Origin of the sequence: Aliidongia dinghuensis (assembly GCF_014643535.1) — a bacterium.
Lineage (GTDB): Bacteria > Pseudomonadota > Alphaproteobacteria > ATCC43930 > CGMCC-115725 > Aliidongia > Aliidongia dinghuensis.
Genome location: NZ_BMJQ01000007.1, coordinates 237,024 through 251,019, shown reverse-complemented (window position 1 = coordinate 251,019; position 13,996 = coordinate 237,024). Strand labels below are relative to the sequence as shown.

At 68.6% G+C, this 13,996-nt stretch carries 11 protein-coding genes; 5 read left to right on the top strand and 6 right to left on the bottom strand.

The window, feature by feature from the left end:
* Positions 1-43: 43 nt before the first annotated feature.
* Positions 44-1,612 carry a sigma 54-interacting transcriptional regulator gene (locus IEY58_RS15205; protein WP_229743741.1) on the top strand — a complete coding sequence of 523 codons (1,569 nt, stop codon included), beginning with the start codon at positions 44-46 and terminating at the stop codon, positions 1,610-1,612.
* Positions 1,613-1,625: 13 nt separating this feature from the next.
* Entirely contained in the window at positions 1,626-2,414 is a 789-nt protein-coding gene (locus IEY58_RS15200) for a response regulator (RefSeq protein WP_189047198.1), read from the top strand.
* A gap of 426 nt (positions 2,415-2,840) precedes the next feature.
* On the opposite strand, the gene IEY58_RS15195 is transcribed toward IEY58_RS15200, so the two are convergent.
* From IEY58_RS15195 to nadA, 4 genes are all read right to left on the bottom strand, one after another.
* Complete coding sequence (locus tag IEY58_RS15195) at positions 2,841-3,965, bottom strand: TIGR03118 family protein (RefSeq protein WP_189047196.1); 1,125 nt, start codon at positions 3,963-3,965, stop codon at positions 2,841-2,843.
* Between the two features lie 161 nt (positions 3,966-4,126).
* Positions 4,127-4,975 carry a carboxylating nicotinate-nucleotide diphosphorylase gene (gene nadC / locus IEY58_RS15190; protein WP_189047194.1) on the bottom strand — a complete coding sequence of 283 codons (849 nt, stop codon included), beginning with the start codon at positions 4,973-4,975 and terminating at the stop codon, positions 4,127-4,129.
* The gene (locus tag IEY58_RS15185; RefSeq protein WP_189047192.1) at positions 4,972-6,516 is read right to left on the bottom strand and encodes an L-aspartate oxidase; all 1,545 of its coding nucleotides are present in this window, start codon (positions 6,514-6,516) and stop codon (positions 4,972-4,974) included. Before IEY58_RS15185 ends, nadC begins: the two co-directional genes overlap by 4 nt.
* A gap of 7 nt (positions 6,517-6,523) precedes the next feature.
* Positions 6,524-7,507, bottom strand: a complete 984-nt coding sequence (gene nadA, locus IEY58_RS15180; protein WP_189047191.1) for a quinolinate synthase NadA — start codon at positions 7,505-7,507, stop codon at positions 6,524-6,526.
* A gap of 297 nt (positions 7,508-7,804) precedes the next feature.
* Here nadA and IEY58_RS15175 point away from each other — a divergent pair, with 297 nt between their 5' ends.
* The 3 genes from IEY58_RS15175 to IEY58_RS15165 all read left to right on the top strand — a co-directional run bounded on the left by IEY58_RS15175 (position 7,805) and on the right by IEY58_RS15165 (position 10,907).
* Complete coding sequence (locus IEY58_RS15175; RefSeq protein ID WP_189047189.1) at positions 7,805-8,266, top strand: (2Fe-2S)-binding protein; 462 nt, start codon at positions 7,805-7,807, stop codon at positions 8,264-8,266.
* 3 nt (positions 8,267-8,269) lie between these two features.
* Positions 8,270-10,453 carry a xanthine dehydrogenase family protein molybdopterin-binding subunit gene (locus IEY58_RS15170; RefSeq protein WP_189047187.1) on the top strand — a complete coding sequence of 728 codons (2,184 nt, stop codon included), beginning with the start codon at positions 8,270-8,272 and terminating at the stop codon, positions 10,451-10,453.
* A 73-nt stretch (positions 10,454-10,526) separates the two neighbouring features.
* A complete protein-coding gene (locus tag IEY58_RS15165) occupies positions 10,527-10,907 on the top strand; it encodes a c-type cytochrome (protein WP_229743740.1) in 381 nt (126 codons plus the stop codon).
* 55 nt (positions 10,908-10,962) lie between these two features.
* Here the strand turns inward: IEY58_RS15165 and IEY58_RS15160 are convergent, their stop codons facing one another.
* Both IEY58_RS15160 and IEY58_RS15155 read right to left on the bottom strand, forming a co-directional pair.
* Complete coding sequence (locus IEY58_RS15160; RefSeq protein ID WP_189047185.1) at positions 10,963-11,901, bottom strand: NUDIX hydrolase; 939 nt, start codon at positions 11,899-11,901, stop codon at positions 10,963-10,965.
* A gap of 93 nt (positions 11,902-11,994) precedes the next feature.
* Complete coding sequence (locus IEY58_RS15155) at positions 11,995-13,863, bottom strand: aspartyl protease family protein (protein ID WP_189047183.1); 1,869 nt, start codon at positions 13,861-13,863, stop codon at positions 11,995-11,997.
* Positions 13,864-13,996 lie beyond the last annotated feature (133 nt).

Here is a 13,996-nt window from a genome sequence, read left to right as displayed (position 1 = left end):
ACATGGTAAACTGGTCGTCGGAGAACGCACCTCGGAGAGGAAAGTGACGGTTCGGCACCCGCTGCTCCTGGTGGAGGACAACCCCGCGGTCGCCCGGGTCTATCTCGAGTACCTGCGGCGCGGACCGTATGACACGCTGCATTGCGAGACTGGCGGTGCGGCGCTGGCGGCACTCGCCGAGAAGGGTTTCGCCGCCGTCCTGCTCGACATCGAATTGCCGGACATGTCGGGCATGGAGATCCTGAAATGGATCGCCCAGCGTCGACTGAACGTCGCCGTCGTCGTCATCACCGCCCACGGTTCGATCAACGTCGCCGTCGAGGCGATGCGCGAGGGCGCCTCTGACTTCCTGGTGAAGCCCTTCGCGCCCGAACGCCTGTTCGTGACGCTCGACAATGCGCTCGAGCGGGTGAACCTGCGCCGCATCGTCGATACGTTCGAGCCGCCCGGCGACGAGCAGTTCTGCGGCTTCGTCGGCAAATCGCTCGCCATGCGCGGCGTCTATCGCATCATCGACATCGCGGCCCAGTCGAAGGCACCGGTCTTCATCACCGGCGAGAGCGGCACCGGCAAGGAGCTCGCCGCCGAGGCCGTGCACCGCCGCAGCCCGCGCCGGGACAAGCCATTCATCGCGCTCAATTGCGCAGCCTTCCCGAAGGACCTGATCGAGAGCGAGATCTTCGGCCATGTGAAGGGCGCCTTCACCGGCGCGGTCGCCGACCGCGAGGGCGCCGGACGCCTTGCCGACGGCGGCACGCTGTTCTTCGACGAAATCTGCGAGATGGACATCGGCCTGCAGGCGAAGCTCCTGCGTTTCATCCAGACCGGCACCTTCCAGAAGGTCGGCGGCACGCAGATCGAGAAGGTCGACGTCCGCTTCATCTCGGCAACCAACCGGGATCCGCTGAAGGCGGTCGAGGCCGGCCGCTTCCGTGAGGATCTCTACTATCGTCTCTATGTCATGCCGCTGGCATTGCCGCCGCTCCGCGAGCGCAGCGAGGACATGCTGCTCATCGCGCGCCGCTTCCTCCAGGAATATGCCAAGGAAGAAGGCCGGAGCTTCCAGAGCTTCGCGCCGGAGACCGAGCGGCTGCTGAGCGAATACGGCTGGCCCGGCAACGTCCGCCAGCTGCAGAACGTCGTGCGCCAGGTCGTGCTGATGAACGACGGCGACACGGTACTGCCGAGCATGCTGCCGGAGCCGCTCGCCCAGGGCCGCAGCGCCCCCACGTCCGAACCCGTGGCGCTGTCCGTCGTCCGCCGCAATGGGCACGCGACGCCCCCTCCCTCGCTCCGGCTGTCGGACTTGAAGCGCGACCTCATCGAGCTGGCGCTCGAGGCGAGCGACGGCAACGTGCTGCAGGCAGCCGCCAAGCTCGAGATCAGCCCGTCGACGCTTTATCGCCAGCGCGAGCAGTTCCAGGATCAACCCCACGATCGGTCGGGCAGCCGGATCCGTGAACTGAAACCGCTGGCGCTCGCGGAGAGCGAGGCGATCGACGCCGCCATCGCGGCGGCGGGCGGCAATATCTCGCGCGCGGCCGCCTCGCTCGGGGTCAATCCCTCGACCCTGTACCGCAAGATGCAAGCCAAGCCGGCTGAAACGCCATGATCGCCGAAACGCCATGATCAACGACGACGCGGCCGACGCGATGGTCATGCCTCTGCCCCTCGGCGGCCGGGTACTCGTGGCCGAGGACAATCCGACCAACCAGGTGATCACCGTTACCATGCTGGGCAAGCTTGGGTTCACGGCGGACGCGGTCGAGACCGGCACGGCCGCGATCGCGGCCGTAGCCTCGGTTGCCTACGACATGGTGCTGATGGACGTGCAGATGCCCGAGGTCGACGGGCTCGAGGCGACCCGGCGCATCCGGCAGCTGCCGGGACCGGCCAGCCGCGTGCCGATTGTCGGCGTGACGGCGAGCGCCTTTCCGGAAGATCAGGCGCGCTGCATCGAGGCCGGCATGCAGGCCGTCGTGACCAAGCCGTTCCGCTGGGCCGAGCTTGCCCGCGCCATGACCCTTCATATCGCGCGCGGCCACGAGCCTTGCTCCGACGACCTGCGCATTGCCGATCCCGCGGCCTGGGAGCGTCTGCTCCATGACGTGGGTCCAGGGCCCGCCCAGGCAATCACGTCGGTCTTTCTCAGCGACAGCCGGGGGCGCCTCGCGCGCATTGCCGATCATTTGGCCCACCACGACACGCGGCTGCTCGCCCGCGAGGCCCATGCGTTGAAGGGCTCCGCCGAGTTGCTGGGCTTCGAGCGCATGACCGAGATCGCCACGCGCCTGCAGAAGCTGGAGAAGAGCACCGTCGGGACCGAGGAGCTCCGCAGCCTGGTCGATGAGCTCAATGCCGCCTTCGCGGCGGTCGCGGCGGTCTGCGACACGCGTCTGGAGCACGACGCCTGACCCGTCGTGGTTCGGGGCTTTGCGGTGGGTGCGCTGATGGCGCTTCGTCCTCGTTGGCGAACCAAAGCCCCGGATTCTGGGCCGCGGCGTAGAGGACGCAGCCCTCCCAAAAGCTTTCGATCAACGCCACCGCCAGGCGCTTCCGCCAACGATCCCCGAGAAACGACGCCCAGCCCGAAGATTGAGTCCGAACCCGAAATAGAGTCCGAGCCCTCTTCTGTTCTCGACGCTTCGCCAGCGCTTCAAGAAGTTCGTAGTAGCTGCGGATATCAGGTGATTTCATAGGAACGCTTCCCTTCATTTCTTATGGGAAGCGAAAATCACTCACCGGAATTACGGCGCGATCTCGGCCAACTGGAAAAGGATTACATCGGTAATTGCCGAAATCGACCGGCGGGCGACCACGCCCGCCGGCCGCCTCAAGGTTCAGTTGCTGCTGGCGATGTCGAACGGATCGACCGGCGTCAGCGCGCCGAACAGGCCGTGCTGGCCCTGTCCGATGCCGGCGGTGAAGAACAGGGTGCGCGGATCGGAAACCGCGCCACCGCCGAAATGCAGCGCCCACAGGCCCGGGATAGTGATCTGCTGGCGCTGCTCGTCGACCAGGATGTGGATGCTGTCGCCGGCCTCGTCATAGGACAGGATGTGGCCGTCGCCGAAATTGCCGACGAGGATCTCGCCGCTCGGGCCGCCGAAGCCGGCCGGTGCCCGGGTGACGGCCCAGGGCGCGTTGAGCGGGCCGCCCGCCGCCAGGCGCTGCACCAGGGTGCCATTGGTGTCGAAGATGTCGACGAAGCCGGCACCGGCGCCCGGCACGATAAAGTTCTTCTGGGGATTCTGCCGGGCATAGGTCACGGCGAGGTTGCCGTCGAGCGCATGGATGCCGAACGGCACGAAGCCGGCCGGGATCGCCGGATCAGTGAAATGGCCCGGCAGCTTGTCGCCGGCCGGCTGGAAGGTCGTGTCGAACACGTCGATCTGGCCGGTCTTGACGTTGGTGGCGTAGAGGAACGAGCCCTTGGTGCTCTCGCCCTGCGCGAGGCCGGTGTAGACGGCACCCGTCTTCGAATTGTCGACGGCCGTGACCGCGTCGGTCGGCGCCACCGGCAGGTTCGGCGCCCAGGCGGCGATCGAGCCCTGGAGCGTCGCGAACAGGAAGACCGAGGTGAGCGCGGTGCCCGGCACCTTGAAGCCCGAAGTCGCGTTCCAGACGAGGCCGGTCGGGCTGGACGGCGCCTGGGCATTGGTCGGGTTCGGGATCGTGAAGGTCGCGTTCACCTTCGTCCCGGTGCCGGTGTAAAGCGTCGAGACGCCGGACGCGCGATCATTGATCCAGAAGGCGCCGCCCGGCTGGAAGGCGAGCCCCCAGGGGTCGAGCAGCAGCGGGTCGGTCGTGGGTGCCACGCCCTGGGTGTCAGCAACGAGATTCGTCCGCTTGTAGGCGAACGGCGTCAGCGAATGGTCTTCGGCAGCGTTGGCGCTAGGCACCAAGGCAGCGGACATCATGGCGGCCGTCAGCGCAGCCGCCAGGAACGACTTTCTCTGTATCATTCGATTTCCTCGTCTTTTCGGATTGGACCTGTGGCTGGTGCGAGACCGGCTCCAGGGGAACATTCACGTATCGACAGAGGAAAACTGGTCCGAGCCGGTTTCAAACCGGCTTCGGGAAGCGAGAGAAGCGTTACAATCACAACAGTTATGGTTGAGGTGGGTCACACCGCATCGAGCCCGATGTCGAGCACGGCCGCACTATGGGTGAGCCAGCCGATCGAGATGAGGTCGACGCCGCTCGCCGCCACGGCCGGCGCCGTCTCGGCGGTGATCCGGCCCGACGCCTCGGTGATCATGCGCCCATCGACGCGGCGCACCGCCTCGCGCAAGGTCGCGGGGTCCATGTTGTCGAGCAGGACCGCGTCGACCTCGAGCGCCAGCGCTTCGTCGAGCTGGGCCAGGCTGTCGACCTCGAGCTCGATCTTGACCAGGTGGCCGACCGCGGCGCGCGCCCGCTCGACCGCCGGGCGAATGCCGCCGGCGACCGCGACATGGTTGTCCTTGATCAGCACCGCGTCATCGAGCCCGAAGCGGTGATTTGCGCCGCCGCCGACGCGCACGGCGTATTTCTGCAGGCTCCGCAAGCCGGGCATGGTTTTGCGCGTGCAGGTGACGCGCGCCTTGTGCGGCCGGATCGCCGCCGTGATCGCGGCGGTCGCCGACGCGATACCGGAGAGATGGCCGAGGAAGTTGAGCGCCACCCGCTCCGCCGTCAGCAGCCCGCGCGCGGGCCCCTCGACCTCCGCGAGGATGTCGCCCGGGGCGAGCGGGCTGCCATCCGGCCGGCGGACCCGCACCTCGACGCGCGGGTCGATCAGCCGGAACGCCAGGATCGCGCAGTCGAGCCCGGCGACGACGCCCGCTTGCCGGGCATTGAGCGCAAGGCAGGCCCGGAGATCGGCCGGCACGATGGCGTCGGTCGTGATGTCGCCGGCCCGGCCGAGGTCCTCGGCGAGCGCGTTGCGGACCAGCGGTTCGACGAGCAGCGTCGGCAGCGGCGAGAGGGTCATGCGGCAAATCCTTCTTCACGGAGGGACTGGAGCCGCCGCAGGGCTTCAGCAGCGTCGAGCGGCCGGCTAAGGGCGAGGGCTGCGACCGGATGGGGATGGTCGGCCCGGTAGTGGCTGCCACGGCTTTCCGGCCGGTCGAGCGCCGCGACCGCCATCATGAGCGCGACCAGCGCCGGTCCTGCGGCCGCAGTCGGGCGGGCGGCAAGCGGCGCCAATGCCGCAATCGCCCGGGTCAGGCCCGTGGCGTCACGCCGAACGCCGACATGGGCGCCGAGGATACGGCGGATTTCGGCGAGCCCGTCCGGATCGGCCGGACGCGTCGACGGGACCGGCAAGTTGCCCTCGGCGTCCGCCGCCTCGTATCCGGACATGTCGCGTGCTGCCGCCTCACCCATGACGACCGCCTCGAGCAGCGAGTTGGACGCGAGGCGGTTGGCGCCGTGCAGGCCGGTCGAGGCGCACTCGCCGGCGGCCCACAGGCCTGCAAGCGCGGTCCGGCCGTGCACGTCGGTCGGGATGCCGCCCATATGGTAGTGGGCCGCCGGCCGAACCGGGATCGGCATGGTGACCGGGTCGATGCCGGCAGCGCGGCAGACCGCGGTGACCGCAGGGAAACGATCGGGAAAGCGCGCGCCGATCGCTTGACGTCCATCGAGGAACACCTGGCGACCGGCCTCGAGCTCGGCCCAGACCGCGCGCGCCACCACGTCGCGCGGCGCCAGCTCCTGCCGCGGCACGCCGGCCATGAAACGCCGGCCCGCCTCGTCGATCAGCACGGCGCCGTCGCCGCGCAGCGCCTCGCTCGCGAGCGGCATCGGATCGGCGCCGACGTCGATCGCGGTCGGGTGGAACTGCATGAATTCGAGATCGACCAGCGGCAGGCCGGCCTCCGCGGCCAGCGCCGGCCCCTGCCCGACGGCACCCGGCGGGTTGGTCGTGTGACGCCAGAGCCCACCGAGGCCACCGGTCGCGAGCAGCACCCGCCCGGTCGGCAGCACGCCGCTCTCGCCATCACCGGCGAGCGCCACGCCCAGCATCCGGCCGTCGGCGATCAGCCGATGAACCGCCGTCGCCTCGAGCACCGTGATCGACGGCGTCGCACGCACCGCCGCCACGACGGCTGCCATGATCTCGCGGCCGGAGGTGTCGCCGCCGACATGCAGCACCCGCGGCCGGCCGTGCGCAGCCTCGAGGCTGGCCAGCAGCCGGCCCTCGACGTCGCGGTCGAACGGCACGCCGTATCTCAGCAGCACCTCGATCGCTGCCGGTGCGGCGCCCGTCACATGCTCGACCATCGCCGGGTCGCACAGGCCGGCGCCGGCGGCAATCGTGTCGGCCGCGTGCAGCGCCGGCGCATCGCCGGGCAGCACGGCAGCGGCGACCCCGCCCTGTGCCCAGCCGCTGGCAGCACCGGCGCCAAGCGTCGCCTTGGTCACGACCACGACGGGACGCGGCGCCAGCGCCAGGGCGGCGACGAGCCCGGCCAGCCCCGCGCCGACGATGACCGGCCGCCCGGCCAGTTCATTCAGGTTCAGCGTCATGATGCGCCTAGCCGATCTCGATCATGCGTTCGACCGACCGGCGCGCCCGGTCGGCGAGATCCTCCGGGATGGTCACTTCCGGCGCCATCGTCTCGAGCGCGCGGCGGATCTTCGCGAGCGTGATGCGCTTCATGTGCGGGCACAGGTTGCACGGCCGCACGAATTCGATGTCGGGATAATCGACCGAGACATTGTCGGCCATCGAGCATTCCGTGACCATCGCCACGCGCGCGGGCCGGCGCGTGCCGACATAGCCCACCATGGCGGCGGTCGAGCCGGCGAAGTCCGCCGCCTCGACCACCTCGCGCGGGCATTCCGGATGGGCCAGCACGACGACACCCGGATGGCTCTGCCGCAGGGTCGCGATGTCGGCGGCGGTGAAGCGCTCGTGCACCTCGCACTGACCGGCCCAGGCGATGATCTCGACCTTCGTCTCGGCCGCGACATTCTTCGCCAGATACTGGTCCGGCAGCATGATGACGCGCGGGACGCCAAGCGATTCCACGATCTTCACAGCATTGCCGGAGGTGCAGCAGATATCCGCCTCCGCCTTCACTTCGGCCGAGGTGTTGACATAGGCCACGACCGGCACGCCCGGATAGCGCTCGCGCAACAACCGCACATCGGCGCCGGTGATCGAGGCCGCGAGCGAGCAGCCGGCCGCCGCATCGGGGATCAGCACGGTGCGGCCCGGATTGAGCAGCTTCGCCGTCTCGGCCATGAAATGCACGCCGGCCAGCACGATCACGTCGGCCTCGACCCGCACGGCCTCGCGCGCCAGCGCCAGCGAATCGCCGACGATGTCGGCGACGCCGTGGAAGATCTCCGGCGTCTGGTAATTGTGCGCGAGCACGATGGCGTTGCGCTGGCGCTTCAGCCGCTCGATCGCGGCGATGTCGTCGGCGAAGAACGGCCATTCGATCGGCGGGATGACGCGGGCCAGCCGGTCGGGCATAGGCGTGCTGCGGGCCGCGGCGGAGAGAACAGGCATCGACTACTCCATTATGCTCATAAGGAGCATTTCAGGTGTCAGAAAAAGCCGGATCACTCCGGCTCTCTTATGCTAAACATGAGCATAACAAGATTGTCAAGCGACCGCCGAGCGTCTCCGCACCTCAACTGGAGATCGACCGGAATCCACGCGGCAATCCCGGTCAACTTGTCCCCATCCGGTGAAGATTCTCGTTAGACAATCGGGGATGGCTTGTATCCGGAGGGACCCTCCCTATTTTTTTAACGCGGCGCGTTCGCGCTGCCCTCTTCTGCTTCTCCATTCTGCGAGAATCCCATGGCCATCTCCTTCACCCTGAACGGCAAGGCGACCACGCTCGATGCCGATCCAGACATGCCGCTCCTGTGGGCGATCCGCGAAGTCGCCGGCCTGCACGGCACCAAGTTCGGCTGCGGCATGGCGCAGTGCGGCGCCTGCACGGTCCATATCGAGGGGCAGGCGACGCGCTCCTGCGTGACGCCGCTCTCCGCGGTCGAGGGACAGCATGTCACCACGATCGAAGGCATCGAGAGCAAGGCGGCGAAGGCCGTGCAGGCCGCCTGGGTCCAACTGCAGGTGCCGCAGTGCGGCTACTGCCAATCCGGCCAGATCATGTCCGCGACCGCGCTGCTCGAGCAGAACCCGAAGCCGACCGATAGCGACATCGACGGCGCCATGAGCGGCAATATCTGTCGCTGTTCGACCTATCCGCGCATCCGGGCTGCGATTCACGCGGCCGCCCATACGATGGAGGGTTGAGCCATGGGTGACGTTTCCGCCTCCGTCTCCGCCGCAAGCCGCCGCAGTTTCCTCAAGGGTGCCGCCGCAACCGCCGCGGGCCTCACCATCGGCTTTCACTGGTCGGGGCCGCTGCGCCAGGCACTCGCCGATACGCCCAAGGATTTCGCGCCGAACGCCTTCCTGCGCGTCGCACCCGACAACACGGTGACGGTGATCGCGAAGCATGTCGAGCTCGGTCAAGGCACCTATACCGGCCTCGCCACCATCGTCGCCGAGGAGCTGGACGCCGACTGGTCGCAGATCCGCGTCGAATCGGCGCCGGCCGACGCCCGCAAGTACAACAACCTCGACTGGGGCCCGGTCCAGGGCACCGGCGGCAGCTCCGCCATGCATAATTCCTGGACGCAGCTGCGCCAGGCCGGCGCCAGCGCCCGCGCCATGCTGGTCGAGGCCGCCGCCGCCGAATGGAAAGTGCCGGCCGCGAGCCTGACGGTCGACAAGGGCGTGGTCCATCACGCCGCGACAAAGCGCCAGGCGACGTTCGGCGAGCTTGCCGACAAGGCCGCGGCGCAGCCGGTGCCGGCCAACGTGACGCTGAAGCATCCCAAGGACTTCAAACTGATCGGCCACAAGCTGCCGCGCGTCGACCTGCCGCCCAAGACCAACGGCACGGCGCAATTCACGATCGACGTGAGCTTCCCCGACATGCAGGTGGCGCTGCTGCAGCGCCCGCCGCTGTTCGGCGCCACGGTCAAGTCGTTCGACGGAACCCAGGCGAAGGCGGTGCCGGGCGTGGTCGACGTGGTCCAGGTGCCGCGCGGCGTCGCCGTCGTCGCCAAGAGCTTCTGGGCGGCGAAGAAAGGCCGCGACGCACTCAAGGTCGAATGGGACGACAGCAAGGCCGAGAAGCGCGGCTCGGCCGAGATCATGGCCGAATACCGCAAGCTCGCGGAGGAGCCGGGCAAGACCGCCCGCAAGGACGGCGATCCGGCGGCGGCGCTCAAGGGGGCGGCGAAGACGATTTCAGCGACCTATGAGTTCCCCTATCTCGCCCACGCGCCGATGGAGCCGCTCGACGCGGTCGTCAAGCTCGACGCCAACGGCTGCGAGATCTGGGCCGGCGACCAGTTCCAGACGATCGACCAGGCGAACGCGGCAGCGACCGCGGGCTTGAAGCCGGAGCAGGTCAAGATCCACACGCTCTTGGCCGGCGGCAGCTTCGGCCGGCGCGCCAACGTGGCGTCGGACTATATCGTCGAGGCGGTTTCGATCGCCAAGGCGATGGGCGCCAACGGCACGCCGATCAAGCTGCAATGGACGCGCGAGGACGACATCCAGGGCGGCCGCTATCGCCCGATCTATGTCCATAAGATCGAGGCGGGCCTCGACGCCAAGGGCCAGCTCGTCGGCTGGCAGCACCGCATCGTCGGCCAGTCGATCATTGCCGGCACGCCGTTCGCGGCGGCGTTTGTCAAGGACGGCATCGACGCGACCTCGGTCGAGGGGGCGGCCAACCTGCCCTATGCCGTGCCGAACCTCGGGGTCGAGCTTATGACGACCGAAACCGGCGTGCCGGTGCTGTGGTGGCGCGTCGTCGGCAGCTCGCACACGGCCTATGCCACGGAGGTGTTCATCGACGAAGTGGCGCATGCCGCCGCGAAGGACCCGTTCGCGTTCCGCCAGGCGCTGCTCGCCCATCATCCACGGCACAAGGCGGTGCTGGAGCTGGCCGCGAAGGCCGGCGACTGGGGCAAGCCGCTGCCGAAGGGCAAGGGCCGCGGCATCGCCGTCGCCGAGGCGTTCGGCACGTTCGTGGCGCAGGTCGCCGAGGTGACGGTGGCGCCCAACGGCAAGGTCAAGGTCGACCGCGTCGTCTGCGCCGTCGACTGCGGCATCCCGATCAATCCGGACGTGATCGCGGCCCAGATGGAGGGCGGCATCGGCTTCGGGCTCGGCGCCGTGCTCTACGGCGCCATCACCATGAAGGATGGTGCGGTCGAGCAGACGAACTTCGATGGCTACCAGGTGCTGCGCATCGACGAGATGCCGAAGGTTGAGGTGCATATCGTGCCGTCGGCCGAGGCGCCGACCGGCGTCGGCGAGCCGGGCGTGGCACCGGTCGGCCCGGCCGTCGCCAACGCCGTATTCGCCGCGACCGGCAAGCGCATCCGCGTCCTGCCGTTCGCGACCGGCGGCATGGCCTGATCGTCGCCCTCACCCCCCGGGGCTCCGCCGCCCCGGGGGATTTCGAGAAAATTCATCCGGAGAAACTGAGACGATGATGCGACACCGCCTTCTCGCCGCGGCCCTGCTGGCCGCCGGCGGCATTTTCGCCTCGGCTGGCCCCGCTTTGGCCGACGGCGATGCCGCGCACGGCAAGGTCGTCTTCGGGCGCTGTGCTGCCTGCCATTCGCTCGACGCCGGCAAGAAGCTAATGGGGCCGAACCTGAACGGCATCGTCGGCCAGAAGGCGGGCGCCGTCGCAGGCTACCAATATTCCAAGGCCATGGCGTCTTCCGGCCTCACCTGGGATGACGCCACGCTCGACAAGTTCCTGGCATCGCCCACCAGCACGGTGCCGGGCACCAAGATGCTGGTCAACGTCGCGAACGCCCAGGACCGGGCCGACGCTATCGCTTACCTGAAGACGGTGAAGTAGCGGTTATAACCTTCCTCTTTCCGCCCCAATGGGGCGGAAAGAGGCGGGAAACGCACTACGCGGTCCGCGACAGCGGCAGCTTCGTTCCGGAAACCGCACGCTCGGCCAGGACCTCGCGGCGGAAGCGCACGAGCTTCGCCGGGCGGCCGCCGGTGCCGACGTCGATCTCGCCGGTCTCCTCCACCAGCCCCTCGGCCTCGACGAACCGGCGGAAGTTCTGCTTGTGCAGCCGGCGGCCGGCCAGCGCCTCGACCGCTCGCTGCAGCTGCAGCAACGTGAACGCGGCCGGCATCAGTTCGAACACCACGGGCCGGTACTTGATCTTGGCGCGCAGCCTGGCGATGCCGGTCGCGAGGATACGGCGGTGGTCGTGCTGCATCGGCTCGCCCGGCACGAGCCGGTCGGCCGGAATCGGCCGGACGCGCGCCGCCTCGGGCACCAGCCCCGCCTCGTACAACAGCTCGAATCGCTGCAGCACCAGGTCCTCGTTCCAGCTGCGCTCGGTCGCGCCGAAGGTTACGGCGATGCGCTGCGTCCGCTGGCGCCGGAGTGCCGACTCCGCCGCCTCCTCCGCCCAGGCGGCGAGTCGCGGCAGGATCGTGTCGACGACGAGGCGATTGGGCCCGCCGCGCCAATCCTCCCAGGGGAAATAGCGATACCAGTTCTGCCAGCTGCTGCCAGGCTCCATGGCGCAGGCCTCGCGCGCGAGCCCGAGGTAGCTGAGCGAGATCACCCGCTCGACATGGCCCGGCGCCCGGTCGCGGTCGGCGAAGGTATAGAGCTGCTCGACATAGCCCAGGGGTTGGCGCGTCTGCGCCTCGACCCAGGCGCGCAGCCCCAGCTCGAGCGTGCGATGGTACGGCTCGAGCGGCCCGGACGGCAGCGCCGCGCCATCGCCGACGACGAGCACGCGCGGCTCCTCCGCCGTCACCGCGACCACGACGGCACTCAGCTCGAGCCGCAACGGCTCGGAAACCGGATCGATCGGAGGCATCCCGCCCTTCATTTGAATACCAATGGTATTCTAGCCGAGCGCGCGGCGCCGACCAAGGGTTCAAGCCCGCATGCCCCCGGGATATCGCCGCCGCTAGATCAGGTCGGCGAGCCTCAGGACGACGTCGCGCGGCGCCTGGTCCGCATGCACCGTCGACAGCGTCACGGCCGTCCCGGGCGCCGCCTTCAGCCGGTCGCGCAGGTCGCTGAGCGGGATGTCCGCAGCATTGATACCGTCGACCGCGACGATGCGATCGCCGATTGCAAGGCCGGCCGCCTCGCCCGGCCCGCCGGCCGTGACGTCGGCGATATCGACCGTCCCGTCCGGTGCGCGCATAAGCCACAGGCCCGACCGATCGAAGGTATCGGCCGTGCGGAGCCCGCCGTTCGGCTGCAGATAGACGAGCTTGTGGCCGTAATCGAGCGTGAGCGTGAAACGTCTCAACAGGTCGCCGCCGATATTGCCGGCGACTCGGGACGCCGCCCCCGCGCCGCGCTCGCCGCCCGCGATAAGGGTGACCGGATGCTCGAGCGTGATCGAGCCGATCTTGAGCGCATCCGCGCGGGCCAGCAGTTCCTTCGCCGGCCCGCCCACACCGAAGCCGGCGGTCGCCCAGCGGCTGGCGTGATAGCGCTCGACCAGATGATTGGTCTCAGCGAAGGGGCGCATGATCGTGAGCGCCGAACGCGCGCCGGTATCAAGCTCGAACTGGCCCGCGATACCGTCGACCGTCGCCTCGATCATCGGCACATGCTCGTTGAAGGTGAACGGCACCGCGACGGCGCCGGGCGGCGGCCGGAACACCGCAGGCCGGATCAAGGTCATCTCGCCCTTGGCATAGTCGATGACTGTCACCGCCCGCTTCGGGATCTCGTAGCCGAGCAGGCCGGCGAAATCGACGCCCTCGACCCGGGCGAGCACGCTGTTGTCGAGCGTGGCGAACACCTGGTCGTGCAACGTGAAGCCGCCGACATCGAGCGAGGGGACCTTGGCGAAACCCATGGCGGCCGCCTTCTCGCCAAAGCCGCCGGCGGGCAACGCACCTTCGGGGTGGATCCCAAACGCCGCCGCATGGGCGTCGTCAAGCAGCGCCGGCGCGCCCGTGTCGAAGATGAAGGTTTGCGGCGCCTGGCCGTCGATCGTGGCCTTCAGATAGATATGGTTGTTGGCGAGCGTGAACGGGATCGTCACCTGGTCCCGGCCGGGCGGGAACGGGTCCGGCTCCGCGGGCGGGGGCGGCGCTCCGAATCGCTGTGCCTTGACGGTGCCGACGGCCTCGAGACGGGCCGTCGTCGCCACCATGTCGAACTGCGCCTCGCCCATCGTATCGCGATTGACGAACGGCAGCAGGACGCCAGCCGCGGCGCGGTAGTCCGACAGGATCTGCGTATGGGGCTGCTCGCCCACGATCTGCACTTCCCGAGCGATCCGATGACTCGCACGGTCGATCCAGATCTCGAACGGATCGGCGTCCTTCGGCGTGACCTTGATCGCGTCGTAGGTGACGCCGTCGGCCTGCCGGTCGCCGACATAGACGCGGGTCGCCGGCCAACGCGACGGCCAGAAGAAGGCATAGGCCGCCCGATAGGCTTGCTGGATCCTGCCCGCAATCGCGGCCTGACTTTCCTCGATCCGGACCTGACTGGTCGAGTCGGCGCTCCAGGAGGTCTTGCCGTCCCATCCTTCGGCACCGGAGAGCGGCCCCAGCACGTAGCGCTGGACGCTCAGCACATGGCGCAAGTCGGTCAGGGTCTCATAGGTCCCCTCGACGCCGTTGGCCGCGATCGCGCCATGCTCGCTGAGACTCTTCAGCCGATCCCAAGCGGCACCGCCCGTCGCCTGCTTCGCCTTGGCAAGCAGGTGATCCGCCCTGGCCGCCGGATTGTCGGCCGCCATCGAGGCCGTCGCAGCGGCGAGCGCAAAACCGATCAAGGCCGGCAACAGCTTGTTCAGGATACCCATTCCGTCCCCCCTCTGGACGAATCCCATGTCCACCCGCGACGCCTCCAAGCATGACCCGTGCCACGCGGACTCGACGCGGGAAGCTCTTGATTTTGCGAGCTTTATCGGGCACGCCTGGATGAAGTGGCGCGAT

Bases quoted from the DNA above. Each gene is read 5' to 3' on its own strand.
- IEY58_RS15200 (WP_189047198.1), top strand. From the start codon at position 1,626: ATGATCAACGACGACGCGGCCGACGCGATGGTCATGCCTCTGCCCCTC.
- IEY58_RS15195 (WP_189047196.1), bottom strand. From the start codon at position 3,965: ATGATACAGAGAAAGTCGTTCCTGGCGGCTGCGCTGACGGCCGCCATG.
- nadC (WP_189047194.1), bottom strand. From the start codon at position 4,975: ATGACCCTCTCGCCGCTGCCGACGCTGCTCGTCGAACCGCTGGTCCGC.
- IEY58_RS15185 (WP_189047192.1), bottom strand. From the start codon at position 6,516: ATGACGCTGAACCTGAATGAACTGGCCGGGCGGCCGGTCATCGTCGGC.
- nadA (WP_189047191.1), bottom strand. From the start codon at position 7,507: ATGCCTGTTCTCTCCGCCGCGGCCCGCAGCACGCCTATGCCCGACCGG.
- IEY58_RS15175 (WP_189047189.1), top strand. From the start codon at position 7,805: ATGGCCATCTCCTTCACCCTGAACGGCAAGGCGACCACGCTCGATGCC.
- IEY58_RS15170 (WP_189047187.1), top strand. From the start codon at position 8,270: ATGGGTGACGTTTCCGCCTCCGTCTCCGCCGCAAGCCGCCGCAGTTTC.
- IEY58_RS15165 (WP_229743740.1), top strand. From the start codon at position 10,527: ATGATGCGACACCGCCTTCTCGCCGCGGCCCTGCTGGCCGCCGGCGGC.
- IEY58_RS15160 (WP_189047185.1), bottom strand. From the start codon at position 11,901: ATGCCTCCGATCGATCCGGTTTCCGAGCCGTTGCGGCTCGAGCTGAGT.
- IEY58_RS15155 (WP_189047183.1), bottom strand. From the start codon at position 13,863: ATGGGTATCCTGAACAAGCTGTTGCCGGCCTTGATCGGTTTTGCGCTC.